Genomic DNA, 26,191 nt, shown 5'->3' with positions numbered 1-26,191 from the left:
AAGGAGCCCCTGACATGGCATCACTGCATCTCGTATCGTGGTTCTTCGGTGGTGCATTTCTTGCCAACGCCGTGCCGCATTTCGTCTTCGGCATCGCCGGCAAGCCGTTTCAAAGTCCGTTCGCAACGCCGCGTGGCGAGGGCCTCTCGTCCTCGACCGTGAACGTGCTCTGGAGCCTGTTCAACCTGGTGGTCGGCTACGTGCTTGTTCTCCACGTGGGGGATTTCAACCTGCGAGATACGGCGGATGCCGCTGCACTCGGCCTGGGCATCCTGGCCCTCAGCGTGCCGTTGGCGAGGCGCTTTGGCCGCTTCAATGGCGGCAACCTGCCACAACGCCAATGAGCACCGCATCCACGGGCGTTTTCCGTTCACTGCGCGTCTACAACTACCGCCTCTGGGCAGTGGGTTCACTGGTCTCCAACGTGGGAACGTGGATGCAGCGCACCGCTCAGGACTGGCTAGTCCTGACACAGCTCACCAATCACAACGCTTCTGCAGTGGGCACGGTGATGGCGCTGCAGTTCGGGCCGCAGCTTCTGCTGCTGCCCTGGACGGGCGTTGCCGCCGATCGCTACAACCAGCGCAAGCTGCTGATGGCCACCCAGGCAACGTCGGGCGTATTGGCGCTGATACTCGGGCTGCTGACCGTGACCGGTGCGGTTCAGCTATGGCATGTCTATCTGCTCGCGTTTCTGTCCGGCTGCGCGTCGGCGTTTGATGCGCCGGTGCGCCAGACATTCGTGGCGGAACTGGTGGGCGATGGCGATTTGCCCAATGCGGTGGCGCTCAACTCCACGTCATTCAATGCGGGGCGCATGGTCGGGCCGGCGGCGGCGGGCATCGCCATTGCCACCCTCGGCACAGGCTGGGCGTTCCTGGCCAACGGGCTGTCGTTCATCGCGGTGCTGACTTCGCTCTTCTTCCTGCGCAAGTCCGAGCTGCGCCCGAATGCGCGTGCACGCCGTTCGCAAGGCGGCTTTGCTGAGGCCATCCGCTATGTGTGGGCCCGCCCCGACCTCAAGGCCATGCTGGTCATGCTGTTCCTGATCGGCACGTTCGGGCTGAACTTCCCGATCTTCATCTCGACGATGGCTGCGAGTGTCTTCCATTCGGATGCGCGCGGCTATGGCGTGCTGTCGTCGATGATGGCGGTGGGTACGATGTCCGGCGCGCTGTTTGCCGCGGGGCGTGAGCGGCCTGAGTTCAAGTCCCTGCTGATTGGGGCCGCCATGTTTGGCCTGGGGTGCACACTGGCGGCCATTGCACCGAGCTATTGGCTGTTTGCGGCGGCGCTGGTCCTCACCGGCATCGCGGCACTCACCTTCACCAATACGAGCAACAGCCTGATGCAGTTGTCCACCGAGCCGGCCATGCGCGGCCGCGTCATGGCGCTGCGCGTGGCAATCGCGCTGGGCGGCACCCCCATCGGCGCACCGATCGTGGGTTGGGTGGCGGACCATCTCGGGCCGCGCTGGTCGCTCGGGGTGGGTGCACTTTCAGGCTTGCTATCGGCCGCTGTTGCCATTTACGTGATGCGCCAGCAGATTCATCTACCTCAGCAAACGCCGCCAACGTTGGGGCAAGGCACGTCCTGAGATCACGGTCTCGATGCATCGCCATCTGGGAGCATCGAGCCCACGGCCTCTCACGCGAGGCCTAGTCCTTTCTTGCCGTCACCCCTCATACGAATGTGCTATGCAGAAAGGGACGAATCGTCCGCTTCTTTTGCATAGCCGTGTCAAAAACAGGCCGCTCTGTCGCACCCAAAGGAATTGCCATGCCGCTCGCTGGTGGCCCACCAACCCTGTCGTCTAACGGTTCTGGGATAGCGCCGTTCATGGTCGTGATGTCGATCCACGCTGCAACTGCCGCATATGCCCAGGGCCCTGCCCCGACCTAGTACTCTGTCGTTGCCCATCGTGTCGGATACCTGCTCGCACCCCGACCGTTTCGAACCCTGGAGCGTTCCATGAACATCAGAACGTTTGCGAGCACAGTCATTCACTTCATGGGGGTGTCTTCGGACAACCCCGAGCTGCTCAAAGCGCAGTACCGCGCCTTCTCGCGCCAGTTGCCGATGATGTATTTCATCCTCATCACCAGCACCTGGGCCGTTGCGCTGACCTTCCGTGCCGTCACCCCCATCTGGCTGTCGATCGGGATTCCGCTGCTGCTGACTGCGGCCTGCGCCGTGCGCGTGCTGCATTGGTGGCGGTCCAGACGCATCGATCCGACGCCCGAGCTTGCGCTCAGCGCCCTCAAACGCACCAATCGGCTGGCGAGTGTCATTGCCGTGTCGTTCACAACGTGGTCGCTGGCGCTGTTTCACTATGGCGACCCCTACACGCGTTCGTATCTGGCCTTCTACATGGCCATCACCGTCATCGCATGCATCTTCTGCCTGATGCATCTGCGCCCGGCTGCCGTCACGGTCACGGTGGTCGTCAACGGCGCATTCATCGCGTTCTTCGCAGCAACGGGGCAACCGACGTTCGTGGCCATCGCCATCAACATGGCCCTGGTGTCGTTCGGTCTGCTGGTCATCCTGATGATCAACTATCGGGACTTCACCCTCATGGTGAACGCACAGACCGAGGCCCGCCGCCGAGAGGCCGAACAGGGCCGCCTGTTGCACATGATCGACGACATGCCGATCGCGGTCATGACGGTCAAACCGGACACGTTCACCATCAACTACGCCAACAACACCTCCAAACGCCTGGTCGATCGGATTGCGCATCTGCTGCCGGTCAGGCCAGACGCATTGTTTGGCACCTCGATTGATATCTTCCACGCGCACCCGGAGGTGCAGCGCCGCTTGCTCGCCGACCCGGCCAACCTACCCTACAACACGCGCGTGCAGCTTGGGCCGGAAGTCCTGGACCTGAAGATTTCAGCCGTGCACGCCAACGACGGCAGCTACATCGGCCCCATGCTCACCTGGGAATTGGTGACCAAGGAGGTGGAAGCCGAGAACCGCATCCGCCAGCTTGCCCATTACGACATGCTCACTGGGCTAGCCAATCGCACCAACTTCCGCGAAGAGCTGGATGCCCGCCTGGCAACGCCGGAGACCCGCCTCGGACTGCTGTATATCGACCTCGACGGCTTCAAGCTCATCAACGATACCAAGGGCCACCGCGCGGGTGACGCGCTGCTGGAGCAGGTCTCAGCGCGGTTGTGCGCGGTCTGCAACCACGCCAGCTCGACCATCGCGCGGTTGGGTGGTGATGAGTTTGCGGTGCTCGTGCCGCATGACGACGCTGACCGCGCCAACGCACTGGCTTGCGCCATCATTACGGCCCTCAGCGCGCCGTACCCGCTCGGTACGGATCAGAGCGTGCGGATCGGGGCATCCGTTGGCATTGCGCTGGCGCCTGCCCACGGTCAGGACGCCGAGAATCTGCTCTCACGCGCTGACATTGCGCTCTATGCCGCCAAGGCGGCCGGCAAGGGCACGGTACGCCTGTTCAGCACGACCATGGAAACCTGCATCCAGGAACGCGCTCGGCTGGAAGCCCAATTGCGTGCCGCGCTGGAGAGCCAGGACCGGTTGTTTGTCTTCTATCAGCCGATCATCAATCTCGAGACCGGCGAAGTGACCGCGCGCGAGGCGTTGGTGCGCTGGCACCATGCGCAGCGCGGCTGGGTCCCGCCGGCGGAGTTCGTGCCGATTGCGGAGCAAAGCGGCCTCATCGACCAACTCGGCCGTTTCGTACTCCACCACGCCTGCCGTGAAGCGACGCGCTGGAAAGACGGTGCCCGCGTCGCCGTCAATATCTCGCCCATGCAACTGGGCAAGGCGACGCTGGCGCAGACGGTGCGCGCGGCCCTGCTCGACTCGGGCCTCGCGGCCGAGCGCCTGGAGATCGAGGTCACGGAAACGGCCCTCATCCAGAATGAGGCGGAGAGCTTTGAAGACCTGCGCCAGCTCTACAACATGGGTGTGCGTGTCGCGCTCGATGACTTCGGCACCGGCTATTCCTCGCTGGCGCATCTGCGCGCGTTCCCATTCGACAAGATCAAGATCGACCGCTCTTTCGTCTGCGACCTGCCCGAGCGATCTGACAGCGCAGTGCTGGTCAAGGCCATTGCAGACCTGGGCCGCCAGCTGGGTGTGACCACCGTGGCCGAAGGCGTGGAGACGCAGGCGCACGTCAGAATGATCTGTCAGGCAGGCTGCACCGAAGCGCAGGGGTACTTCTACGCCCGGCCAGCGCCGTCCGATGAAGACAAAGCCACCGTGGATGCGTGCTATGTGGAGGGACCGGACACCTCGGCGCTTCGGGCGTGCGTCGGTTGACCAGGTTGCGCTGCGGGCTTTCTTGCGCTTGCTGATGCGGATCACCCGCACCGCATCAACGGCTACTCAACAAGTTGCACCTGCAACCGCCGCCGATCATTCCGGCCGTGGTCGTCCACCACACGCACGTTGTACTCACCCGCAGTCGGCGGTTGCCAGAACAAGACTTCACCGGCCGCCGTCTTTCCGGCATAGGCGTCGTTGACGAACCAATACAGCGCATGCGCGCTCGCATCTGCGGTGGCATTGAATGCGATGCGCGTATCGGCCGACTGCTTGATCCGCACCGCATACACGCTGCCGCGCACCGGTGAGGTGATCTGTGGCGGATCGCCCTCCACCGCGCCTGCGCTGCGGCACGCCGGGTTCTGCGGTGGCTTGCGGCGCGGGATGCCCGCCTGCGCAAACACCTGCTGCAGATCGGTCGGCCAGAACTCGTAGATCTCCTGGTGCGTGCGCTTGTCGGTATAGGGCGGACAGGCCGCGAGCCCCGTGGCGTCGTCAATCATGACGGGCCGATGCACGCTGCTGACGCGAATCGGTGAAACGCCTGGAATGAACCACGTCGAGCCGGTTTGCGGACACCACTGGTTTGGCAGGTCGCCACTGGCCAGGCAAATCTGTACACGTTTGATGTTTGCCGGGATACGCCGCGCAGGCTCCACCAGCTGCGGCTGCTCGGCCTGCAACGCATCGACGATCTGGAAGAACAACGGCGCCGCCGCATCCACGCCAACAAAGGAGGCGTTGCCCGTGTTGTCGAAATTGCCCACCCACACCACCAGCACATAGGGGCCGAAACCACCTGCTGTCCACGCGTCGCGAAATGCCCACGACGTACCGGTCTTCCAGTACACCGGCAGGCGCGAAGGCTGGGCGCCGCTGGTTTCATCCGGACGCAGGTGCTGGCGCAGCATGTCCGTCACCATGAAGCTGGCTTCGGCGCTCAGCAGGCGCTTGCCCGGCACCGTGGGGGCGTCTGCGCGCAGGCGAAGCGGCTTGAACAGGCCGCCGTTTGCCAGCATGGCGTACAGGCCGGCCAGATCCTGCATGGTGACCTCGCCGCCGCCCAGCACCAGTGCAAGGCCGTAGTGCTGCGGGCTCGCCAGCCGGCTCACGCCGGCCTGCTGCAGCAACTGATAGAGATCGGGCTCGCGAAGCTTCGATGCCACCCAGAGCGCCGGGATGTTGCGACTACGGTTCAGCGCATCGGTTGCCGTGATCGGGCCGAGAAAGTGGCCGTCGAAATTCTCCGGCGAGTACGGCCCGAACGAGGTCGGCACGTCGCGCAGCACCGTCTGCGGATGCAGCACGCCCTGGTCGAACCCCAGCCCATAGATGAACGGCTTGAGCGTCGACCCCGGCGAGCGACGCGCCAGCGTACCGTTGACCTGCCCCTGGATCGTCTTGTCGAAAAAATTGGCCGATCCAACCAGCGCCTTCACGCCCATGTCCCGCGTATCCACCAGCAACGCCGCGGCGTTGCGGATGCCGCGCCCGCCGTTGCGCGCCACATAGCGATCGATCTGGCGCTCCAGCACATGCTGCACATCCAGGTCGATGGTCGTCACGATGCGCGCGTCGCGGTTGTCGGTACCGTTCCAGTCGCCTTGTGCACGGCGCGCTGCCAGGAGCTGATCGGACGCGTGCGGCGCCTCGAATGGCAGTGTCATCAGCGGCCGCAGCGCAAACGGCAAGGCAAACAGCGGCTGCAATGCGGCGTCTTGCGGATGCAGTTCGCGCCAACGCGCATACAGCCGGTTGCGCGCAGTGGTGAGCTGTCGGTTGATCTGATCCTGCTCGGGCAACCCACGCAGCCGGCGCACCGGGTCCTGCGGGATCACGGCCAGCGCCAGCGCTTCAGGCAGGGTCAGGTTGGCGACCGGCTTGTCGAAGTAGACGAGGCTCGCGGTTCCCGCGCCTTCGACGTTGCGGCCATATGGCGCATCGTTCAGGTAGGCCTCAAGAATCTGCCGCTTGGAATAGAACAGCTCCAGCTGCACAGCCCGCGCCACCTGCTTGAGCTTGCCCAGCGGCGTGCGTGTGTTGAGCTGCCACAACGAGCGCGCCAGCTGCATGGTGATGGTGGAGCCGCCCTGCGGACTGCCGCCGCGCACGTAGGTCACCCACGCTCCGCGTGCCAGTCCATAGGGATTGAAACCCGCGTGCCAATGGAACCAACGGTCTTCGTGCAACAGCACCGCTTCAACCAGCTGCGGCGACATCTGGTCGAGCGGCACCCACAGCCGGTAGCGGTCGTCCTTGGCCAGCGCGAGCCGCACCAGCCGGCCCTGGTCGTCCAGTACGGCAATCGACGAGGGCTTCCAGTCGCGCAGCGGCGGATGCGGCCACAGCCTGCACCCCGCCAGCACCGCCCCAATCAGCAGGGCGCCGACCAGCCAGTTCTGCCAGCGAACCAGCCAGCCGCCCAAAGCACGCAACACGTTACGGTGCCCGCACCACGTTAAGCGCCGCCCCACCCGCAGCCTGCGCCTGCACGCGCCGGTCGTACATCGACTCGCCATAGGCGGGCGGCACGATGAAGCGGCCCGCGTTGGTTGCCTTGATCCGGTAGACGAACTCGCCGACATCGGCGCTGGCCGTGCCGTAGATGATTACGCGGTCTTCGCGCACATCCGCGTACTGCGGCTGCCAGCTGGAGCCCGGCAACCCCACCGGCGAACGCCACGGCGCCGGCGCAGTATTGGCCGCGGCGTTCGGGTCACCCTGCCCGTCCCCCTCCGCAGCATCGGTTGCCGGCGGCGGGGTGATGACCGGATCGAACCCGCCCGGCAGCAGATCGACAATCGCCACGTTGCCGAGGCTCTTGCTGTCGGTCGCGCGGATCTTCAGGTGCACGTCGATCTCCTGGCCGAGCGTGACCTTGTCCAGCGGCTTGCCGTTCGCATCGGTGTACTCGCGGATGATTTCGAGGCCGTTCTTGATCGCCTGCGTAGACGCGGTACGGTCGTAACCCGACTGGCTCGTGATCTGCCACGCTGGCAGGCTGCTGCCGTTGACAAAGCGCAGTTGCGATGCCGCCGTACTCCACGTGCCTGAGCGCATCACACTGCCCTGGACTGCGGAGATGTCCTTCGCGCTACCATCCGGGCGCACCTCCTCGATTGCTAGCTTGTCCAGCCCGCTGGCGTTCTGCGACGCGTAGGCATCCAGCGCCAGGATGGTCATGGCGGACGAGAGCGTGTTGAAGCGGTTGTGCTGAACCGGCCCGGCAAGGTTGTCCAGCACACGCGGCGGCAACGCTTGCGCACGCTCCGGGAAGTGCTTGGCCAGCAGGTACAGAACACTGGCATCGCGCGTCAGCGGATCAATGTAGTAACCGTAGGCGTAGGGCTCGTCGCGTGATGGCTTGCGCTCCAGCACCTCCTGCGGCCCTGCGATCAGTTTGTTGGCCTCCTTGTCCTGCTTGAGCAACTGATACGACGCAGCCAGCCAGCCTGCGGCGAGGTCGCTCTTCCACGCGTTCGGGAAGGCGTCCTGCAGGCGCTTCTGCACGGCGGCCAAGCTGTTGGTCGTGACGTTCCCCAGGCGCGTCAGCAGGTAGACCGCGTAGGCGCGCTGCCGTAGTTGATCGAGCGTGCCAAGGCGGTCGTTGGCGGCAAGCTGCTGCAGGTACGCGGTGCCGGCGTCGAGCATCTCCTTCGGCACGGTAGTGCCATGCTCTCGCGCATCGATCAGCACGTGCATCGTGTACGCCGACACGAACGGATCGGCATCGGGCGTCGCCGTCCACACGCCAAAGCCGCCCTGGCCGTTCTGGCGTGCACGCAAAACGTCCAGGAATTGCGCGATTGCCGCCGTATTCGCACCCTTGTCGTCGGCAGGTTGCGGCGTCAGGGCGCTGTGCAGCACATTCTGCAGCGACGGCGTCGACATCCACTTCGATGCAAACAGGCGCGGCACCGCAGCACTCACCACCTGTTCGCTGCAGTAGTGCTGATAGTTGACGAGATAGGAAGCCAGCCCCTGCGACAGCACCAGTGGCCCGGTGGACATGCTTGCCTCGCGCGCCGCATAGGCGTCGTACATCTTGCGCAGATTCGGCAAGTTCGCCTTCTTGTCGGCATCGATGCGCGCCACGTCCAACTGCGTGCGGAAGGCCGCTGCCGGTCGGATCGACACGTCCACGCCCTGCTGCGCAGACTTGCCGCCCGCACGCGCGCTGAAACTCAGGTTGCCCGAGCCCAGGGTGTCGGTTGCCTTCACACGGAACAGCGCCACGCCTTCATGCATGGGCGCAAGCATCACGCTCTGCGTGGCGGGGCCGACCACCTGCAATTGCGGGCCAACCTTCAGCGTCACGGCAATCGGCATGGGCTTGTCACCGGCACCGGTCACGTTGTTGGCTACGCCCACGCTCACCTCGGCCTCATCACCGGGGGCCAGTGTCGTGGGCACGTTTGGCGACAGGACGAAATCGCCCCGCACGGTGGTCGCGCCTTCATAGGTGCCCACCAGATCAGGCGACACCGACACCGCCATCACACGCAGCTTGCCGTTGAAGTAATCCGGCACGGTGTAGCTCAGGCGCGTGTCGCCATTCACGTCGACGATGCCCGACCAGTAGACCACCGGTTTGTCGCGCTTGCGCTTGAACGGATTGAGCTGCCGGCCGATCGCATCGTCGGCATCACCGCCCGGCGCGGCCATCGACATCAGCTTCTCGAAGTCGGGCAGGATCAGGTCGAGAATCTGCGATGTGCCGACCTCCAGCATGCGCTTGCGGAAGAAGTACTTGAGCGGATCGCCCAGCTTGTAGTGCGCGACCTGCAGGATGCCCTCGTCCACCGCAAACACCACCACCTTGCCTGGCCGCGTGGAGTGCACGTTGAAGTTGACCGTCTCGCCCGGTTTGACCAGCGCCGGTGCATCGATCTTCAGCCCATTGCGCCGCGCGTCCATGTTGACCGAAAACGGCACCACGCCGTAGCTCAACGGGCTCATGAAGATCTCGTCGGAAGACGGATCGCGGATGTACTGCACGTTGATGTAGCCGTTGCCTTCAAAGCCGGCCGGCACGGTGATGCGCTGCACAGAGCTGGTCGTATCGGCATGGAACCATGCTTGCGCGTAGACCTTGTCGCGCTCGATTGTGATCAGGCCGCTGCCCGCATACGGCGCACGGATGGCCACCTCCACCGACTCGCCTGCCTTGTAGTCGTGCTTGCTCAGGCTGATCTGCAGCTCGGTGTTGCGGTCGAGTGAGCGCGATACGTTCGCCTCGCCGGTCACCAGGTACTGGATGCGGTTGACCTCGGTGCGGTCCGCACTGCGGATCACCAGCGCGTAGTTGCCCGGCTTGTCGGTGCGAAGGGCGTAGTCGAGCCCGGCGGCGGGAATCGCCAGCGGCTTCTCGTCGACCGGCACCTCCTTGAGCCGCGAGTCGTATTTGTAGGCGCCGGAATCCTGCTTGGTCAGCACCGACACGTAGCGCAGCTCGACCAGTTGCGCACGCAAGTCCTTCAGCTCGATCGCCTTCGCGCCCGGGTCAATGGCGACGAGCTTGACCGTGCGCGGGCTGCCACGCTTCACATAGCCCAGGTCGTCGACTGCCTTGTAGCCGACCAGCCACGGATTGTTCGACACCAGCCCCTGTGCATTTGCAGCCACGCTGCGCCCGCCCTCGGCTTCGAATGCCTTGGATTGGAAGTACAGCTGATACGTGGCATCGGCGTACTTCTTCAGGTCGAGGTCGAACTCTGCGTGGCCCTTCTCATCGGTCTTGCCGTCCTGTAGCTGGGTCGTGTAACCCTCCTTCGCGCGCCGCGCATCGAAGAACTGGTAACCCGGCCAGCTGCGGAATGCCGGCCATGCCGGCCGCAGGGTCAGCGATGCCGTCACGCGGCGGTTCGCCGCCGGTGTGCCGAAGAGGTTCTGCGCATCGACGATACCCTTGAGCTGATCCGGCTTGACCCAGCCCTCGGCCACCTGTTGCGACAGCTTGGCCTCGACCTTCATCCGATCCGGCAGGAACTCCTTGATCAGCACCGTGGTGCTGCCGATCGGCGCATCGACGGCCTGCCCATTCTTGACGATGTAGAGATTGACCGCCCAAGTGCCGGTGGGCGCCGTCTCGGCCGGGGTGTAGTCGAGTTCCGTAAAGCCCGAGGCATCGACGGTCACGGGCTGGCGCTTCACCGTCATGCCGCGCGGGTCGACGATCTCCGCCTGCAACGGAATGCCCGCAGGGCTGCGCGCCCAGCTGGCGGCACGCACGATCAGGCCGATATGGAACTGATCGCCCGGCCGGTAGATGCCCCGGTCGGAGAACAGGTACGCCGACAGTTGCCCCTGGTTGGTCGCGTTACGCTCGCCACCAACGTCAAAGCGCGAGAAATCAAGCTGTCGGTCGGAGTTCGCAATCGGCAGGAACGACAGGTCTTCGCCCTTCTTGACGATGTACAGCTTCGGACGCTTTTCGCGTTCCAGGCCCTTGAAGGTCGGGAAGTGCACGACGCCGTCGGCAGTGGTCGTCTGCGTATAGAGCGTCTGGCCATTGATCGCCACGACCGACACGGATGCCCCCGCCACCGGGCGCCCGGTGCGGATCGACTGCACGAACACGTCCTGGCTGCCGTCCAGCGCGCGCTTAACCAGCATGCCGAGATCCGTCACGACGATCAGGCGGGTATCTGTCGGCACCTGGCCGTTGTCGCCGTCGCTATCGCCATTACCATTACCGGCTTCGCTGTCACCACTACCGTCGCTGTCGACCCCTGATTGCGTATCCGCATCCGCTTGAGCGGCGTCCGCCTTTTTCTTTTCGGCGGCTGGGTCGTAGCCCGACAGGTGCAACAAGAAGACGCCGCGCTTGCCGTTCTTCAGGTACTGGCCAAGATCGACACCCTCGTAGTGCGCTTTGCCCGGGTCCGTTTCCGGGAAGGCAAGCTTCTGCTCGAAGCGTTCAACGATGTGGTCTTCGCCGAAGCTGTAGCTCAGTTGGGGGCGCGCATACGTGCCTTGGTTGAAACTCACCAGATGCTGAAGCTGATCGGGCCTGACGCGGCCAATCTCCAGCTTCATCCCCGGCAAATTGCGTGACACCACCGAGATGCGCTTGCTGCCGCTCATGGAGAGCAATGAGCCGTCGGCCATGAAGCGCAGCAGCTTGGGATAGTCCGGCACGGTCAGGACCTGCTGCACCGGCTTGCCGAGTTGGTAACCGCCGAACGACTTCAGGCCGGCATCCACCCGCACGTAGACGCGCTGCCCGGGTTGCGCGCGGTACTTGAAGCTCTGCAGCGGCGCGTAGTCGCCTTCCGTTGGCGTCAGCTCGAGATTGAGCGACTGCGATTGGCGCAGCACGTCTTCGCCAACTTCCGTGATGTTCCAGGAATACGGCGGCTCGTCGTCCCCCTGGTCGACGCCAGGCTTGCGCTTGGGCAGCACCCAGGCCTTGACCAGACCCGCGAGATCGCTGCCGCGCACGGCGCCACTCAATTCCGCCAGCAGCACCTGCTCCGGCTCGTAGCGGTCGTTGTCGACCAGCGTCGGGGCAAGCTGGTTGACAGCCAGGCTGTACAGCCCCGGCACGCGGACGGCCGTCTGCTGCGGCGCCTTGGTACCGTCGCCACCGCGGATGCTGCGCACGCCACTGTCCAACGTCAGACGCGCCGACAGATCATCACGTGGAATGTCGAGCTGCTGGGAGTGCACCCAGGCATTGAGCTTGGCCGCATCGTAGGTGACGCTGAAGCGCAGCGGCGTGCTGGTTTTCCCATCGCGGCCGACCATCTCCAGCGCAATGCGCTTCTCAAACTGGGCTGCATCGACCGGGTAATTGAACCGGATCGGGAAAATCGTCTTCTTACCCGCGGCATTCTGCGGGTCCTGATAGAACTCGCTTGCGCCAAACTGCACGCCAAATGCTGGGACATTGAACTCGAGATGGTCATCCGCCAGCAGCACATGCTTGGCAAACACCTGGGCCACGTCGAACTTCACCTCAACGTGCGCCCCAATCGGCCAATCGGCGGCCGGCATGAAGTGCAACGTACGATCGTTCAGCCACGTCCACTCTCCCTTGAGGGCGGGCTCCATCGAAATGCCGTTGCCGGCCGGTTTGCCAACCAGTTCGATTGGCGCCGCTGAATGCGAGAAATCAATGTCGAGCGGATGAATGGTGACCTTGGGCTTGCCCTCTTCATCCATATAGCTGGTCAAGGCGGGCGCCCTGACCTTGAACGTGATGCGCTCGGGCTCGACTGGCTTCGGACGGTGCTGATACCAGTGCCAGCCGAACGCGCCAGCAATCGCCAGTGCAATGGCTGCTGCGACACCACCACCGAAGTGCCAGGGCCGGCGTCGGGCCACGGCTGCCGTAGCGGGCATCCATGCGGGCGCCGACCAGGCAACGCTGCCGAATATTGGCCGCAATATGCGCGCAATCAACGACAGCAGAAAACTGGCGACCCGAACGGGCAATCGCAGCAGAAAGCGCAGCAAGTCCATTGTTATTGTTCCTTAGCAGAACGTTGCCACTTTCAGGCACGCCCTTCTGTCTTCTGTTTGTGTCGCCTTGGTGTCCCTATTTGCAGAAAGCCAAGCGCGCACAAAATTATCCAACAGCTATCCGAAAAAAATACAACGACCGATGCCTGCATCGAGAAAAACAACAATTCCTCAATCCGCGTCGCCCACGTTCGGCTTAACTCTGTGCCTCTCCAATTTGCGTATATCCAAACACGGCAAAATCGGGCACGCCACCAAGATCGTTTGTTAATGCCTTGAAACACACCGGGTACCTCGCCTGCATGGCACCGCCGGACGAAAAAAACCCGCGCAATGCGGGCTTTCTTCTCAATGCCTAGCTAGGGAAGTGCAACCTCATTCCCACTCGATCCTCAACAGGCTCCCCAAACCCACGTGGTCAGTGGGAACGACTGTGATCAACCTGGTGCTTTACCGTCGCTTTTACCGCCAGAGCCGTCCGCTTGTGCCGAAGCCAAGGCTTTGCGGGGATTCCGGTCTTGCTCCGTCGTCTTGCTAAAATCCCAAGGGGGCGGCCACGGAGCTACGTCAGCTCTGTCGCACAGCCGCAGCCAAAGAACCAGAATCGCAGCCGCAAAGCACGCCCATCAGGACAATGCTCGGGAAACCGAAGCCCAAAGACACTGGTCGCTCCTTGAAAGTCAGATCAACTAGGCTGCCTTCCGAATAAACGAAATCAGCGGCGACTCGTCTGACTCGTAGGTCAGATGAATTTGTGTTTTGGCGCGCGTCACGCCTACATGGAAAAGACGAGCCACCTCTTCCAACTGCCCTTTAGTCCTGTCCAAGCCACTAGGGAACACACCGTTCTCCAGCCCTACCATGATGCCCGCTTGGAACGCCAACACTTTTGAGCTTGTGTAGCCCCAATGGCGAGACGCATCTCGCCGACCTCTACGTTCGCGCTGAAGGTGTCGATGGCCCTACCCCGCGCTGGTACAGCTTAATAGCCTCGGCTCCGCCCGGGAAACGGGAAATGCTTTACCGAGTCGGCCTTCCGCGCCGGCTGGCCGGGCGTGGTGTTTCATCGCTGATCGTCGACCAGCAGTGTCGGGCGAAGCGCTGCGGCTGCACAGCATGACTGCTGTCTACGACGCCAAGACATTGGCCAGCAAGATTGTGGATTGGGTCGAAACGCGTCGGCTGGCGTAGGCTCACCGCTATCCGGCCGAATGCGTGGCTCGCAAGATCAACAAACCTGTGTTGATGGTTCGCAATGAGGTGGAGAGTCAGGGGCAATATTTGCCCTTAAGGCGCCACGATCGACACCCCATACCGGGCAAAAATGCGCTGCAACTCACCGCTCTCGCGCAGGGCTTGCAGCGCACTTTCCAGCGCCTGCGCCAGCGCGCGCTGATCCTCCTTGACCGCCATGCCAATGGCCCAGCCACGCGGAGGTAGAACGGGCGACTCAAGTTCAGTGATTGGGAAGCGCGCGGCAGACTTGCCCTGTGTTTTCAGCGCGCTCTCGTACTGCGAGCGCGTCACCATCACCGCGGCGATTTCGCCGGAGAACAAAGCGCGCAAGGCCTCGTCAGCTTCAGCGTAGATCTTCACCTTGTCGCGCAGCGCGCCTTGGGCGCCCGAGAGCAAGGCATTGGCACCTGCCGACCCCTGTTCCGCACCGGTCGGCTGGCCGGCCAAGTCCTCGAAGCGGCTGACCTGATGGATACGGTCATGATCGTAGGCCAGCACGAACCCCTCACGGTGATACGGCGCGAAGATCAGCACCTGGTCGTTTTGACGAACGAAGTTCGGGTCCACCGGCACGTGCAGCATGACGTCGGCCGGGCCATACCCCAGATAGTGTCCCTTCCAAACCATGTTGCGCAGGTCGCCCGACATGCCGTCGTCGTCGGCATCGAACGGCAGCAGCGTGGCAGACAACCCCATCTGCTTGCAGAGTGCGTTCGCCAGCGCAACGTCGATGCCGGTGAACTGGCCGCCCACATTGTCTGAGAACGGCGGCAGCCCCTTATACAGAGCGACCTTCAGGCTGCCACCCTGGCGAATCTTTGCCATGTCGGCATGCGCCGGTGTGGCGCCTACCCAAATGATTGCCGCAGCAACTAGGAAGCTGGCAAGGCTGCGGCCAAGACGACAAAAGAACCGAGCCATGTCCAACCAAAGACGGGCGTTCATGAGACCTCTCCTGGCGGATCAATAGACGAGCCGACGCAACACGCAGACTGGGACAGCGCCGGCTCGCGAAACAGCAAACAACGGGACGGCCGCTTAGTCCTGCACGCGGCGCGACTCAAGATAGGTCTTGATCGCCCAGACGGCTTCCTGGCTCAGCACGCCGTCGAACGGCGGCATGTAGACGCGGCCGTCGCGCGTGCGGCCATGGCGCACGGTGCTCGTCATGTACTGCGAGACCTCTGCGAAACAGGCGTCCTTCTTCTTCGCGTCGGCCAGCGACATGCAGTCGGTATCGAGCTTGCGCAGGTCAGGCGCAATCCCACCGGAAATGGCTTCCAGCCCGTGGCAGCGCGCGCAGTTCTGGTTGTACGCCGAGGCCCCGATGCGCAGTGCCTCGTCATGTGCGGGGCCTGCGCGGTATGGATTGTCCTGACGCCAATCGACGCCCAGTTGCGGTAAGGTGTGCGTGTCCACGGCCTGCGGCGTGACATCACCATGAGCGGTTGCGGTGGCGGGCAATCCCCCAGCCAGAAGTGCGCAGGCAGAAAGCAGCGCGAACAAGTTGCGAGGCGTTTTCAAGGTTTGTCTCCTGAGTGTCGTTAAAACGATTTTTGGAGACCTTTCTGCAAGACCCATACCAAGGCGATAACGCTACCGGCAAATCGGGGAAACATCCGCGAAGCGGTCTGGAGATCCGGCGTGTGGGTTGGCAACAGGTGCTCAGGAATGCAACACCCTGGCAAGGGTCTTGCTTCATGGCGCAACACTTCCGGCTTGTCTCTGGCGATAGCGACCAGGGCGAGCCGGGCGACCCGCACACAGATTGCGGGCGAGTTTAAGGAGACCGACCATGACCCCTCACGCGGCAGCCACCCGCGCGTCCGAGAACACCCCTGCCACGCTCGGTGACGGCCCGAACGACCAGCCCGAGCTGATCGCGCAATCGCACGAACGATCCAAGTCCTATGGCTTGCGGCCCTACGAGTCGCCCGACTTCAGCCCGGTGCTGCAAAGCGAGCTGAAAACCGAGATCGAGCGCAGCCAATCGCTGTTTGCGCATGCGCTGCCCGTGATGGAGACGCTCTACAGCCAGATCGTCAACACGCAAAGCATGGTGATCCTGACCGACACGTCGGGCCTGATCCTGCATTCGCTGGGCGATGACGATTTCCTCGCCCAGGCCAGCAAGGTGGCCTTGCAGCCGGGCGCGTCATGGTCGGAGGAAAGCCGGGGCACCAACGCCATCGGCACGGCGCTGGCCGACGGCAAGCCCACGCTGGTCCATGCCGCCGAACACTATCTGCAGGCCAACCAGTTCCTCACCTGCTCCTGCGCGCCGATCTTCGATCCGTACGGCGCCACGGTGGGCGCGCTGGACGTGACCGGCGACCACCGGGGCTTTCACAAGCACACCATGGCACTGGTGCGCATGTCGGCGCAGATGATCGAAAACCAGCTGTTTGCCAACACGTTCCAGGACGTGGTGTGCATCCATTTCCACTCGCGCCCGGAATTCATCGGCACGTTGGTCGAAGGCATTGCGGCCTTTACGCCCGCCGGGCGCTTCCTGTCGGCCAACCGCAGCGGGGAATTCCAGCTTGGGTTGTCAATCCGCTCCCTGCATGCGCATACCTTCTCGTCGCTGTTCGGGCTGTCGATGTCGCAGCTGATCGACCGGGAGCGCAGCGCGCCAGCGGGCATCGTGCAGTTGCAGTTGCCCAGCGGCGTGAAAGTGTTTGCGCGTGTCGAATGGAAGCAGCCTGCCAACCGCATCGTGGGCGGTGCAATCGGCAACGATATGTCGACTGACCGTGATACGGCACCGCGCCGCCCTTACATCGAGCCGGCCAGGCAGCCCGCCAGCCTGGAGGCGCTGGACACGGGCGACTCGCAGATCAAGACCGTCATCGGCAAGCTGCGCAAGGTCATCGGCAAGGACATCACTGTCATGGTGCTGGGCGAAACCGGCACCGGCAAGGAACTGCTGGCCCGCGCCATCCACGCCGACAGCCCGCGCCACGCCGGGCCGTTTGTCGCCGTGAATTGCGCGTCGATTCCGGAAGCGCTGATCGAATCCGAACTGTTCGGCTATGAGGAAGGCGCCTTCACCGGGGCCCGCAAGAAAGGCGGCATTGGCAAGATGGTGCTGGCCAATGGCGGCACGCTGTTCCTCGATGAGATCGGCGACATGCCGCTGCATCTGCAGGCCCGCCTGCTGCGCGCGTTGCAGGAGCGCGCGGTGTCACCGCTCGGTAGCAACAAGCTGATCCAGGTCGATGTGGCGGTGGTGTGCGCAACCCACCGCAATATGCGCGACATGATCGCCAGCGGCCAGTTCCGCGAAGACCTGTACTACCGGCTCAACGGCCTGGTCGTACGCTTGCCGGCGCTGCGCGAGCGCAGCGACCTCGATGTGGTGGCCGACAAGCTGCTGAAGCTCGAACAGGCCGACGCACCGCCTATCAGCGACGCGGTGATGCAGATGTTCCGCAGCTACCACTGGCCAGGCAATATCCGCCAGCTCGGCAACCTGCTGCGCACCGCCCGGCTGATGGCCGATGACGCCCCGGAAATCACGGAAGACCACCTGCCCGACGACTTCCTTGAAGACTGGCAGGCACGTCACGGCGAGCAGCCCGCCCCGGTCAGCGCAACGGCTGCGGACGCGCCACCGGCTGCGGCCATCCCCGGCAACGCCCACCCCAAGCGGCTTGCCGATGTGGAAAGCATGGCCATCATGGCGGCCGTGAAGGCGCATAACGGCAACATCTCCGCTGCTGCCAAGGCGCTCGGCATTTCGCGCAACACCATCTACCGCCGGATCGACGAGGCCGGCGGCCTGCCCTCAGACACCGACTGACCACGCCGACGCGCGAATGGCGGCACCCAGCGCCTGCGCCATTGCGCCCTCGGCCAAGTGCCCGCCCCGCACCCACACCAGCCGCGCTTGCGGTATCGCTGCAGCCAGACGCAGCGCATTCTCCGGACGGCAAACGTTGTCTTCCCGACCATGCAGCAGCGTGACCGGCAACCCTCGTGCACCGATACGTGCAGCAGCCCGCAGCAACGCAGATTTCCCTAGCCCTGCCCGGCGATACAGGTAATGCGCCTGAATCTGGTATTTGCGCACCAGGGCCATCTGCTGCAGCCACGTTGGGCGCCCCACCTGCGACCGTAGTCCCAACAGTCGACGCTCTGCACGCTGCCACTGGGTGGCGATGTTCAATTTCTGAACAGTTGTACCAACCTGCAACATATTTGTTGCAACGAGAAGGCGCCCGCGCGCGCCGGGAAGACCCTCCCCTTTCCGATCCATACCACGCAGCAGATCACGGCCGGCACCACGCGCGTTGAACAGCGCCTGCACATCGTCGAAGCCGGTCAGGAAGGTGCCGCGCAACACCAGCGCTGCCACCGCGTCGGGAAAGCGGTCCGCATAGGCCAGTGCCAGCGCCGCGCCCCATGACCCGCCGACCACGCCCCAGCGTTCGATGCCCAGCGTGCGGCGCACTTGCTCGAGATCGGCCAGCAACGCCGTCACCGTATTGCGCCGCAGGGTACCGGCCGGGCGCGAGCGTCCGGCGCCGCGTTGGTCCGGCAATACCACGCGATGCAGTTGAGGATCAAACCACGCGGCCATCGAAGGCGAGCAGCCGCTGCCGGGGCCGCCATGCAACACCAGCCAGGGCTCGCCGCCGTCCGGCCCGCATTGCCGCACATGCAGGACGTGGCCGTCCGGCGTGCGCAAGTCAAGGCAAGTGGTGTTGGTTGGCCAGTCTGGAGTGGGCATGGATGTTGCCTTCATGATGGGCGGCTGCGTTCGGCAGAATGCCTGCGTCAGCTGCGGAACACTGCACTCACTAACTATGCCAACCCTCACGGAGGAGACATGAACTGGACAACGCCCGCCTACACCGAACTGCGACTGGGGTTCGAAATCACCATGTACATCGCCAACCGCTGATGTCGCACGACTGAGCACGCAAAGCCCTCCAGGCCCGCTGGTTGTTCACGGCGGGTTTTTTTTTCGCCTTCGACTTGCCTCGCGCATCTTCCTGGCCGACTTCTTGCTCAATCCGCTCAACACGTTGGGCTCGCATCATGACGATACTCAGAGTTCTTGGCTCGGCCGCCGGCGGCGGTTTCCCGCAGTGGAACTGCAACTGCCGCAACTGCGACGGTGTACGGCGCGGCACCGTGCGCGCCGCCCCGCGCACGCAATCTTCCATTGCGTTGGGCGATGGTCTGCACAACTGGATCGTGGTGAATGCCTCGCCGGACATCCTCGCGCAGTTGCGTGCCTCGCCGGCGCTGCAACCGGCGCGCACGCCGCGCGATACGGGCATCGCGGGCGTGGTGCTGATCGACGCGCAGATCGACCACGTGACCGGTCTGCTGATGCTGCGCGAGCACCGTCAGGCGTTGCCGCTCTATGCCAGCGCGGCAGTGCTCAGCGATCTGTCCACCGCGTTCCCGCTCACACACCTGCTGTCGTATTACTGCGGGCTGGATGCACACACGCTTTCGCTGGACGGCAACGCATTCACCATCCCGCCGCTCGACGATCTGGCACTGACGGCGATCCCGCTGGAGAGCAAGTCGCCGCCGTATTCGCCCAGCCGCAATGCCCACCGCGTGGGCGACAACATCGGCCTGCGCATCGTCGATCGCAAGAGCGGCCGACGCGCCTTCTATGCGCCGGGCCTCGCGCGCATCGAGCCGCACGTCTTCGACGAGCTGGGCGCGGCTGACGTGGTGCTGGTGGACGGCACCTGCTGGCGCGACGACGAGATGCTCGCCCTCGGCTTCTCCACCAAGACGGCGGCCGACATGGGGCACCTTGCGCAGTCCGGCCCCGGCGGCATGATCGAAACGCTCGACCAGTTGCCGGCCGCACGCAAGATTCTCATCCACATCAACAACACCAACCCGATCCTCGACGAAGACTCCTCGCAACGCCGGGAGCTGGACGCGCACGGCATCGAGGTGGCTTACGACGGCATGGAAATCGCGCTATGACACACCCTGTTGCCTGGACCGCCCACGAGTTTGAGGCCCGCCTGCGCGCAAAGCAGGCCGGCTACCACATCCACCATCCGTTCAACCTGCGCATGCGCGCCGGGGAATGTACGCCGGAAGAGATCCGCACCTGGGTCGCTAACCGCTTTTACTACCAAGTCAACATCCCGCTCAAGGATGCGGCCATCCTCTCCAACTGCCCCGACCGCGAAACACGCCGTGAGTGGATCGTCCGCATTCACGACCACGACGGCGACGACGACCGGCCGGGCGGCATCGAGAGCTGGGTGCGTCTGGGCGAAGCGGTTGGGCTGAAGCGCGACGCACTGTGGTCGCACCAGCATCTGCTGCCGGGCGTGCGCTTTGCGGTGGATGCGTACGTGAACTTCGCGCGGCGTGCGCCGTGGCAAGAAGCCGTGTGCTCCTCGCTCACGGAGATGTTTGCACCGGACATCCACAAGGAGCGGCTGGCCGGCTGGCCTGAGCAGTACCCCTGGGTGCAGCCGGAAGGGCTGGCGTATTTCCGCTCGCGCATTCCGCTGGCCTCGCGCGATGTCGAACACGGCCTGCGCGTCACGCTCGACTATTTCCGCACGCCGGAGCAGCAGCAACGTGCGCTGGACATCCTGCAGTTCAAGCTCGACATCCTCTGGTCGATGCTCGATGCCATCCAACAGGCCCACGCCCATGACGCCATCCCTGCCTGATCCCAGCCACCCCACGCTGCACCGGACCTTCCGGCTGCAGTGGGAAGACATGCAGCAGAGCTGGGTCCTGCTGTACCCCGAGGGCATGGTCACGCTCAACGACAGCGCCGCCGCGATCCTGCAGCGCTGCGACGGCGCCCATACCCTCGACATGCTGATCGATGACCTGCAGTCCGCCTTCGGCGTGCAGGGCATCGCGCCGGAGGTCCACGCCTTTGTCAAACATGCATTCGAACGCGGCTGGCTCGTTTGAGGCCGCCTCCCCTCCGCTCCCGGGCCCGCCGCTCTGGCTGCTGGCGGAGTTGACCTATCGCTGCCCGCTGCATTGTCCGTTCTGCTCGAACCCGGTCGACTACACGCAGCACGATCGGGAACTCACTACCGAGCAATGGTGCGATGTCTTCACGCAGGCGCGGGCGCTGGGCGCCGTGCAGCTCGGCCTGTCCGGCGGCGAGCCGCTGATGCGCAAGGACCTCGAAACGCTGGTCGCACAAGCCCACAAGCTCGGGTTCTACGTGAATCTGGTGACCTCGGGCGTGGGCCTGACCGATGAGCGGCTTGGTGCGTTGCGTGCGGCGGGGCTGGACCACATCCAGCTGTCGTTCCAGGATTCCACGCGCGAGCTGAACGACTTCCTGTCTAGCACGCGCACCTTTGACCTAAAACGCCGCGTCGCCGACCTGATCAAGGCGCACGGCTATCCGATGGTGATGAACTGCGTGATGCACCGGCACAACTTGCCGCACGTGGGCGCCATCATCGACATGGCGCTGGAGATTGGCGCCGAGTACCTGGAACTCGCCAACACGCAGTACTACGGCTGGGCATGGGAGAACCGCCTGGCGTTGATGCCGACGTTCGAGCAGTTACGCGACGCCGAGGCCGTAGTAAATGAGTACCGCACACGCATCGGCAAACGCTGCCAACTGCTCTACGTGGTGCCGGATTATTTCGAAGACCGTGCGAAGAAGTGCATGAACGGCTGGGGCACCACGTTCCTTGGCATCGCGCCCGACGGTGTGGCGCTGCCGTGCCACTCGGCGCGCATGCTGCCGGGGCTGGCGTTGCCCAACGTCCTCAACCAGCCGCTGCGCGAAATCTGGCAGACCAGTGATGCCTTCCAGCGCTTCCGTGGCACGCATTGGATGCCCGAGCCGTGCCAGTCGTGCGAATCGCGCGAAGAGGATGCCGGCGGCTGTCGCTGCCAGGCCTATCTGCTGACGGGCGATGCCACACGCACGGACCCGGCATGTGGCCGCTCGCCGGACCACGGTGTGCTGCAGAAGGTTGTACTGCAAGGCCGGATGGCCGCGATGAACGGCTTCGGGAAGATGCGCGACACCCGCACCGGCGAGGTGCCCATCGTGTTCCGCACGGATGCGAACTCGCGTCAGCTCACACCGTCATAGCAGACAACCATGAAGAAGGGCCGGACAATGCCGGCCCTCTTCATTGCAACAGCGGCTGAAAATCAAGAGCCCGTACTCAGCACCCAGGCCACCAGCTCTTTCGCCTCATCTTCCTTGAGATTGGGATGCGGGGGCATCGGGATGCGGCCCCAGGCGCCCTTGCCGCCATCGCGCACCTTCTGCGCCAGACGTGCGGGCGCTTCTGCGTCACCCTTGTACTTGGCAGCCACGTCGGCAAATGCCGGCCCGACGATCTTGGTATGCATGGCGTGGCACGAGAAGCAACCGCTCTTCTCAGCCAGGGCCTGCATGTCGGGCGCCGCGTGGGCGGGCGCCGCTCCGATTGCTGCGGACACGATGGCCAACAGCGAGAACACTCCATTGCGCGTGATCACGTTCTCAAACTCCATGACGCGGTAAATCGGCCGCGCCGGGTTGCACACCGTTGGGAGCGCACACCCCGGCGCGGTACAGCTTTAGTTCTTGTGCAGCTTGAACACCCAGACCGAACCGCCCTGCTCCAGGAAGTTCACGCGCTTGGCCACCTCACCGCCCCACAGCGGCACTGCACCGCCCCAGCCCGACACCACGGCCACGAACTGCTCGCCGTTGTCTTCCCACGTAACGGGCGGCGCGACGATGCCGCTGCCGGTCTGGAATTCCCACAGTTCCTTGCCGGTCTTGGCATCGGCCGCCTTCAGGTAGCCCTCCGGCGTGCCCCAGAACACCAGGCCGCCGGCGGTCGTCATCACCCCACCCCACAGCGGCGCGTTGTTCTTGATTTGCCACTCGATCTTGCCGGTCTTCGGGTTGATCGCGCGCAGTGCGCCGATGTAGTCCTCATTGAGCGGCTTGATGGTGAAGCCGGCACCCAGGTAGGCCGCGCCCTTCTTGTAGCTGATCGGCTCGTTCCAGATGTCCATGCCCCACTCGTTGGCGGGCACGTAGAACAGGCCGGTCTGCGGGCTGTACGCCATCGGCATCTGGTTCTTGCCGCCCAAGAAGCCAGGCTCTGCAAACACCGACTTGCCCTTCTTGTCTTCACCCGTGGCTTCGGCCGGATCGCCCGGGCGGTGGTCCAGTGCGTAGTTCGGGCGGCCGGTCTTGAGGTCGATGCTGGTGGCCCAGTTAACCTTCACGAACGGGAACGCGTTGAGCAGCTTGCCGGTCTTCGCGTCGTTCACATAGAAGAAGCCGTTGCGGTCGGCCTTGCCGCCCACGCGCTTGCCGTCCATGTCGAACGTGACGAACTCGTTCACGCCGTCGAAATCCCAGCCGTCATTCGGGGTGTTCTGGTAGTGCCAGACGATCTTGCCGGTATTCGGGTCGATGGCCAGCGTCGACGACGAATACAGGTTGTCGCCCTTGCGGACGTGGCTGTTCCACGGCCCTGGGTTGCCGGTGCCGAAGTAGGCCAGGCCGGTCTGCGCGTCATACGTGCCGCCCAGCCACGTCGATGCGCCACCGGTCTTCCACGTCTCACCCGGCCAGCTGGCGTTGAGCGTGCCGGTCATGCCGTTCTCGGTCTTGTTGCCGTCCTTGTCGTACTTGTAGCCCATGTGGCCTTCGACGGTCGGACGGGTCCAGATCAGGTTGCCGGTCTTGGCGTCACGCGCTTCCACGCGGCCCACCACACCAAACTCGCCGCCCGACACACCGGTTAGCACCATGCCTTTGACGATCAGCGGGGCGGCGGTGCTCGAATAACCGGCGGCGTAATCGTCGATCTTCTCTTTCCAGACGATCTTGCCGGTGTCCTGGTTGAGCGCGATCAGCTGCGCATCGAGCGTGGAGAAGATGACCAGGTTGTCATACAGCGCCGCACCGCGGTTGACGACGTCGCAGCAGGGCATGATGCCTTCGGGCAGGCGCTGCTCATACTTCCACAGCTTCTTGCCGGTCTTCAGGTCGATCGCGTAGATGCGCGAGTACGACGCCGTCACGAACATCTTGCCGTTGTAGATCAGCGGCTGGGCTTCCTGCCCGCGCTGCTTCTCACCGCCAAACGAGAACGACCAGGCCGGCACGAGCTGGCTGACGTTCTTCGTGTTGATCTTGGTGAGCGTCGAAAAGCGCTGCCCTTGCGTGCCCATGCCCCAGGTCAACACGTCGCCCGACGATTTGGCGTCGTTGTCGATCATGGCGTCGGTGACGGGGGGCGTTGCCGCGTGCACGGCAACACTTGCTGCCGCCATCGCAGCCGCAAGTGCAATCACTCGTAGTGTCCTCATTCTTATCTCCTCTACCTCTGTCTTTATGGTCCGGGTCTGGCAGTGTGATGTCACACCGAAGGGACCCAGGGCAAATCCCGTGCCATCGGAAAACGCCGTGAAACGGCGGTTTCACACGGGGCGAAACGCCACGGTGCGTGCCATACCGGAACACATCGTGTGTTCTGTTGCGAAATGGAACAGTGCAACCGAACCAGGGTTCTTCATCGATACCTCGGCCTACAGGGTGCGTTCGCCCTGGCCGGGCAACATGCGCTGCACGCAGCGCTGTGCATCGAACCATTGATGCTTGATCACCCCGGCGACGTGGAACACAACCAAACCGAGCAGCAGATAGGCGGTCATGCCATGCAGCGTGTAGAACAGGTGCTGCAATGCGTTATCGACCCAACCCCAGCGCGGCAGCGGCACGCCCCAGAAGCGTGTTCCGTACTGGTTGAACGACGAACCCAGGTAGCCCGAGAGCGGCATCACGACCATGCACATGTAGAGCAGACGATGCGTGATGCGCGCCAACTCCGTCTCCCAGCAATGCAGGCCCGGAATCGACGGTGGAGCCGACTGGCGCATTCGCACGATCAGGCGCCATGCAATCACCAGTGCGGCCGTCAGCCCGAGCGACTTATGCAGATTCACCAACGCGGCTTTTCCGGGGGCGCCCTTCGCCAGGCTGGTCATGTAGTAGCCCAGTGGAAACAGCGCGAACAGCAGCAAGGCGCTGGCCCAATGCAATGCGATCTGGATGCCCGTATAGGTCGTGGCAGCGCCTCGCATCAGCGGGACCACAGGTCGATTAGTGCGGCGCATCGAGGCTTCCCACTGCAGTTGGATAGGTCACCACACCCCACGGCAGCTTGTAGCCCTGGAGCGTATCGACCACCGCGTGCGTCTGCGGGTCGATCACCTGCACGCTGTTGGACCGGCCGCAGGCCAGCAGCAGCTTCTGCGCATCGGGCGTGAAGCTGAAATGCCAGCAGCGTTTGCCGACGGGAATGGCAGCCACCGGCGCAAAGGTGCGGGCATCGAACACCTGCAACTGATCCGCGCGGCTTGCAGCTACCCAGAGAAAGCGGCCCTCGCGGTCGAACGCAACGCCATACGGCCCGCGCTCGGTCGGCACCGCCTTGATCGGCTTGAAGCCGGCGTCGAGCAACAACAGGTTGTTCGAGTTTTCCAGCGTCACAACGTAGGTCTTGCCGTCCGGCGCAATCTTGATGCCACGCGGCCGATTGCCGAACGGCGAGACATCCACCGACCGAATCTGCTTGAGCGTGGACAAGTCATAGACACCGACCGTGTTGTCGCCCTCGTTGGCCACCAGCAGCAACTTGCCACTTGGCGAGAACTCGATGGCTTCCGTCTCGCGCGCCGCCTTGATGCGGCCGACAACGGCCCATTCACTGAGATCGATGATGGCCACCTCAGCCGGGGCGTCGTCCCGATCGTCGCGATTGTTTTTCTGAGCCCCATCGCCCTTGCCCGGCGGCCCGCCTTCCGATGACGGCTCGTAGGTCACGAACGCCCGGCGGCCATCCGGCGAGATGCGCATGAATTCGACATTCCTGCCGACCGCGATGCGCTTGATTTCCTTGCGCGTGCCGGTGTCGACCACCGACACATCCGCGCTGCCCTGATTGGCTGTCAGCAGCCAGCGGCCGTCGGGCGTGACGGCGAGACCGCGCGGGTCTTTCCCCACGGCAATCTCAGCAACGGGCTTGAGCGTGCGGGCATTCAGCACGGTCACGCCGCCTCCTTGATTCGTCACGTAAGCGACGGGGTCCGGCACCTCGGCACCCGCCTCAAGGGTGGACACCAAACCCACGCAGACCAACGTGGCGATCTGGAGGTAGTAGGTCAATGCATTCAT

The 26,191-nt window shown here is 63.8% G+C and carries 19 protein-coding genes; 9 read left to right on the top strand and 10 right to left on the bottom strand.

All coding sequences use genetic code 11. The features are described from left to right. Positions 1-14 precede the first annotated feature (14 nt). The 3 genes from ACS13N_RS15535 to ACS13N_RS15525 all read left to right on the top strand — a co-directional run bounded on the left by ACS13N_RS15535 (position 15) and on the right by ACS13N_RS15525 (position 4,305). Positions 15-344, top strand: a complete 330-nt coding sequence (locus ACS13N_RS15535; RefSeq protein ID WP_438932459.1) for a hypothetical protein — start codon at positions 15-17, stop codon at positions 342-344. After that, the gene (locus ACS13N_RS15530; RefSeq protein ID WP_438932458.1) at positions 341-1,597 is read left to right on the top strand and encodes an MFS transporter; all 1,257 of its coding nucleotides are present in this window, start codon (positions 341-343) and stop codon (positions 1,595-1,597) included. The genes ACS13N_RS15535 and ACS13N_RS15530 overlap by 4 nt, the downstream gene beginning before the upstream one ends. Before the next feature lie 374 nt (positions 1,598-1,971). Further along, positions 1,972-4,305, top strand: coding sequence for a putative bifunctional diguanylate cyclase/phosphodiesterase (locus ACS13N_RS15525; protein ID WP_438932457.1), 2,334 nt, complete (start codon positions 1,972-1,974; stop codon positions 4,303-4,305). Between the two features lie 62 nt (positions 4,306-4,367). Here ACS13N_RS15525 and pbpC read toward each other — a convergent pair whose 3' ends face one another. From pbpC to pedF, 5 genes are all read right to left on the bottom strand, one after another. Further along, positions 4,368-6,749 carry a penicillin-binding protein 1C gene (pbpC, locus tag ACS13N_RS15520; RefSeq protein WP_438932456.1) on the bottom strand — a complete coding sequence of 794 codons (2,382 nt, stop codon included), beginning with the start codon at positions 6,747-6,749 and terminating at the stop codon, positions 4,368-4,370. A gap of 1 nt (position 6,750) precedes the next feature. Beyond that, the gene (locus ACS13N_RS15515) at positions 6,751-12,657 is read right to left on the bottom strand and encodes an MG2 domain-containing protein (RefSeq protein ID WP_438932455.1); all 5,907 of its coding nucleotides are present in this window, start codon (positions 12,655-12,657) and stop codon (positions 6,751-6,753) included. A gap of 809 nt (positions 12,658-13,466) precedes the next feature. Then, positions 13,467-13,664, bottom strand: a complete 198-nt coding sequence (locus ACS13N_RS15510; protein ID WP_438932454.1) for a 3'-5' exonuclease — start codon at positions 13,662-13,664, stop codon at positions 13,467-13,469. Positions 13,665-14,064: 400 nt separating this feature from the next. Beyond that, positions 14,065-14,958: a substrate-binding periplasmic protein gene (locus tag ACS13N_RS15505; RefSeq protein WP_438932453.1), complete on the bottom strand. Its 894-nt coding sequence runs from the start codon at positions 14,956-14,958 to the stop codon at positions 14,065-14,067. A 93-nt stretch (positions 14,959-15,051) separates the two neighbouring features. After that, positions 15,052-15,537, bottom strand: a complete 486-nt coding sequence (gene pedF / locus ACS13N_RS15500) for a cytochrome c-550 PedF (protein WP_438932452.1) — start codon at positions 15,535-15,537, stop codon at positions 15,052-15,054. Positions 15,538-15,808: 271 nt separating this feature from the next. Here pedF and ACS13N_RS15495 point away from each other — a divergent pair, with 271 nt between their 5' ends. Further along, positions 15,809-17,818 (top strand): sigma-54-dependent Fis family transcriptional regulator, encoded by a 2,010-nt coding sequence (locus ACS13N_RS15495; protein ID WP_438932451.1) that lies wholly within the window; start codon positions 15,809-15,811, stop codon positions 17,816-17,818. Here the strand turns inward: ACS13N_RS15495 and ACS13N_RS15490 are convergent. Next, positions 17,804-18,748 (bottom strand): alpha/beta fold hydrolase, encoded by a 945-nt coding sequence (locus ACS13N_RS15490; protein WP_438932450.1) that lies wholly within the window; start codon positions 18,746-18,748, stop codon positions 17,804-17,806. The genes ACS13N_RS15495 and ACS13N_RS15490 overlap by 15 nt on opposite strands. Positions 18,749-18,847: 99 nt before the next feature. On the opposite strand from ACS13N_RS15490, the gene pqqA reads away from it, so the two are divergent. The 5 genes from pqqA (at position 18,848) to pqqE (ending at position 22,093) form a co-directional block, all read left to right on the top strand. After that, positions 18,848-18,922, top strand: coding sequence for a pyrroloquinoline quinone precursor peptide PqqA (gene pqqA, locus ACS13N_RS15485; protein ID WP_009277446.1), 75 nt, complete (start codon positions 18,848-18,850; stop codon positions 18,920-18,922). A gap of 137 nt (positions 18,923-19,059) precedes the next feature. Then, positions 19,060-19,977, top strand: coding sequence for a pyrroloquinoline quinone biosynthesis protein PqqB (pqqB, locus tag ACS13N_RS15480; RefSeq protein ID WP_438932449.1), 918 nt, complete (start codon positions 19,060-19,062; stop codon positions 19,975-19,977). Beyond that, positions 19,974-20,684: a pyrroloquinoline-quinone synthase PqqC gene (pqqC, locus tag ACS13N_RS15475; RefSeq protein WP_438932448.1), complete on the top strand. Its 711-nt coding sequence runs from the start codon at positions 19,974-19,976 to the stop codon at positions 20,682-20,684. Before pqqB ends, pqqC begins: the two co-directional genes overlap by 4 nt. Beyond that, positions 20,665-20,937, top strand: coding sequence for a pyrroloquinoline quinone biosynthesis peptide chaperone PqqD (gene pqqD, locus ACS13N_RS15470; RefSeq protein WP_048932035.1), 273 nt, complete (start codon positions 20,665-20,667; stop codon positions 20,935-20,937). The genes pqqC and pqqD overlap by 20 nt, the downstream gene beginning before the upstream one ends. Beyond that, entirely contained in the window at positions 20,909-22,093 is a 1,185-nt protein-coding gene (gene pqqE, locus ACS13N_RS15465) for a pyrroloquinoline quinone biosynthesis protein PqqE (RefSeq protein ID WP_438932447.1), read from the top strand. Before pqqD ends, pqqE begins: the two co-directional genes overlap by 29 nt. A 62-nt stretch (positions 22,094-22,155) precedes the next feature. Here pqqE and ACS13N_RS15460 read toward each other — a convergent pair whose 3' ends face one another. The 4 genes from ACS13N_RS15460 to ACS13N_RS15445 all read right to left on the bottom strand — a co-directional run bounded on the left by ACS13N_RS15460 (position 22,156) and on the right by ACS13N_RS15445 (position 26,191). Further along, positions 22,156-22,488: a c-type cytochrome gene (locus tag ACS13N_RS15460; protein WP_438932868.1), complete on the bottom strand. Its 333-nt coding sequence runs from the start codon at positions 22,486-22,488 to the stop codon at positions 22,156-22,158. A gap of 81 nt (positions 22,489-22,569) precedes the next feature. Then, positions 22,570-24,324: a PQQ-dependent methanol/ethanol family dehydrogenase gene (locus ACS13N_RS15455; protein WP_438932446.1), complete on the bottom strand. Its 1,755-nt coding sequence runs from the start codon at positions 24,322-24,324 to the stop codon at positions 22,570-22,572. A gap of 219 nt (positions 24,325-24,543) precedes the next feature. Further along, the gene (locus ACS13N_RS15450; protein ID WP_438932445.1) at positions 24,544-25,131 is read right to left on the bottom strand and encodes a cytochrome b; all 588 of its coding nucleotides are present in this window, start codon (positions 25,129-25,131) and stop codon (positions 24,544-24,546) included. Further along, positions 25,118-26,191 (bottom strand): beta-propeller fold lactonase family protein, encoded by a 1,074-nt coding sequence (locus tag ACS13N_RS15445; protein ID WP_438932444.1) that lies wholly within the window; start codon positions 26,189-26,191, stop codon positions 25,118-25,120. Before ACS13N_RS15445 ends, ACS13N_RS15450 begins: the two co-directional genes overlap by 14 nt.

The sequence above is a fragment of the Ralstonia sp. 24A2 genome (assembly GCF_051783885.1).
Lineage (GTDB): Bacteria > Pseudomonadota > Gammaproteobacteria > Burkholderiales > Burkholderiaceae > Ralstonia.
Note: the sequence above shows the minus strand (reverse complement) of the source record. Positions and strands in the feature narration are given on the sequence as shown.

Bases quoted from the DNA above. Each gene is read 5' to 3' on its own strand.
- ACS13N_RS15515 (WP_438932455.1), bottom strand. From the start codon at position 12,657: ATGCCCGCTACGGCAGCCGTGGCCCGACGCCGGCCCTGGCACTTCGGT.
- ACS13N_RS15505 (WP_438932453.1), bottom strand. From the start codon at position 14,958: ATGAACGCCCGTCTTTGGTTGGACATGGCTCGGTTCTTTTGTCGTCTT.
- ACS13N_RS15525 (WP_438932457.1), top strand. From the start codon at position 1,972: ATGAACATCAGAACGTTTGCGAGCACAGTCATTCACTTCATGGGGGTG.
- ACS13N_RS15445 (WP_438932444.1), bottom strand. From the start codon at position 26,191: ATGAATGCATTGACCTACTACCTCCAGATCGCCACGTTGGTCTGCGTG.
- ACS13N_RS15495 (WP_438932451.1), top strand. From the start codon at position 15,809: ATGACCCCTCACGCGGCAGCCACCCGCGCGTCCGAGAACACCCCTGCC.
- ACS13N_RS15455 (WP_438932446.1), bottom strand. From the start codon at position 24,324: ATGAGGACACTACGAGTGATTGCACTTGCGGCTGCGATGGCGGCAGCA.
- pqqE (WP_438932447.1), top strand. From the start codon at position 20,909: ATGCATTCGAACGCGGCTGGCTCGTTTGAGGCCGCCTCCCCTCCGCTC.
- pqqD (WP_048932035.1), top strand. From the start codon at position 20,665: ATGACGCCATCCCTGCCTGATCCCAGCCACCCCACGCTGCACCGGACC.
- pqqC (WP_438932448.1), top strand. From the start codon at position 19,974: ATGACACACCCTGTTGCCTGGACCGCCCACGAGTTTGAGGCCCGCCTG.
- ACS13N_RS15530 (WP_438932458.1), top strand. From the start codon at position 341: ATGAGCACCGCATCCACGGGCGTTTTCCGTTCACTGCGCGTCTACAAC.
- pqqB (WP_438932449.1), top strand. From the start codon at position 19,060: ATGACGATACTCAGAGTTCTTGGCTCGGCCGCCGGCGGCGGTTTCCCG.
- ACS13N_RS15490 (WP_438932450.1), bottom strand. From the start codon at position 18,748: ATGCCCACTCCAGACTGGCCAACCAACACCACTTGCCTTGACTTGCGC.
- ACS13N_RS15450 (WP_438932445.1), bottom strand. From the start codon at position 25,131: ATGCGCCGCACTAATCGACCTGTGGTCCCGCTGATGCGAGGCGCTGCC.
- ACS13N_RS15535 (WP_438932459.1), top strand. From the start codon at position 15: ATGGCATCACTGCATCTCGTATCGTGGTTCTTCGGTGGTGCATTTCTT.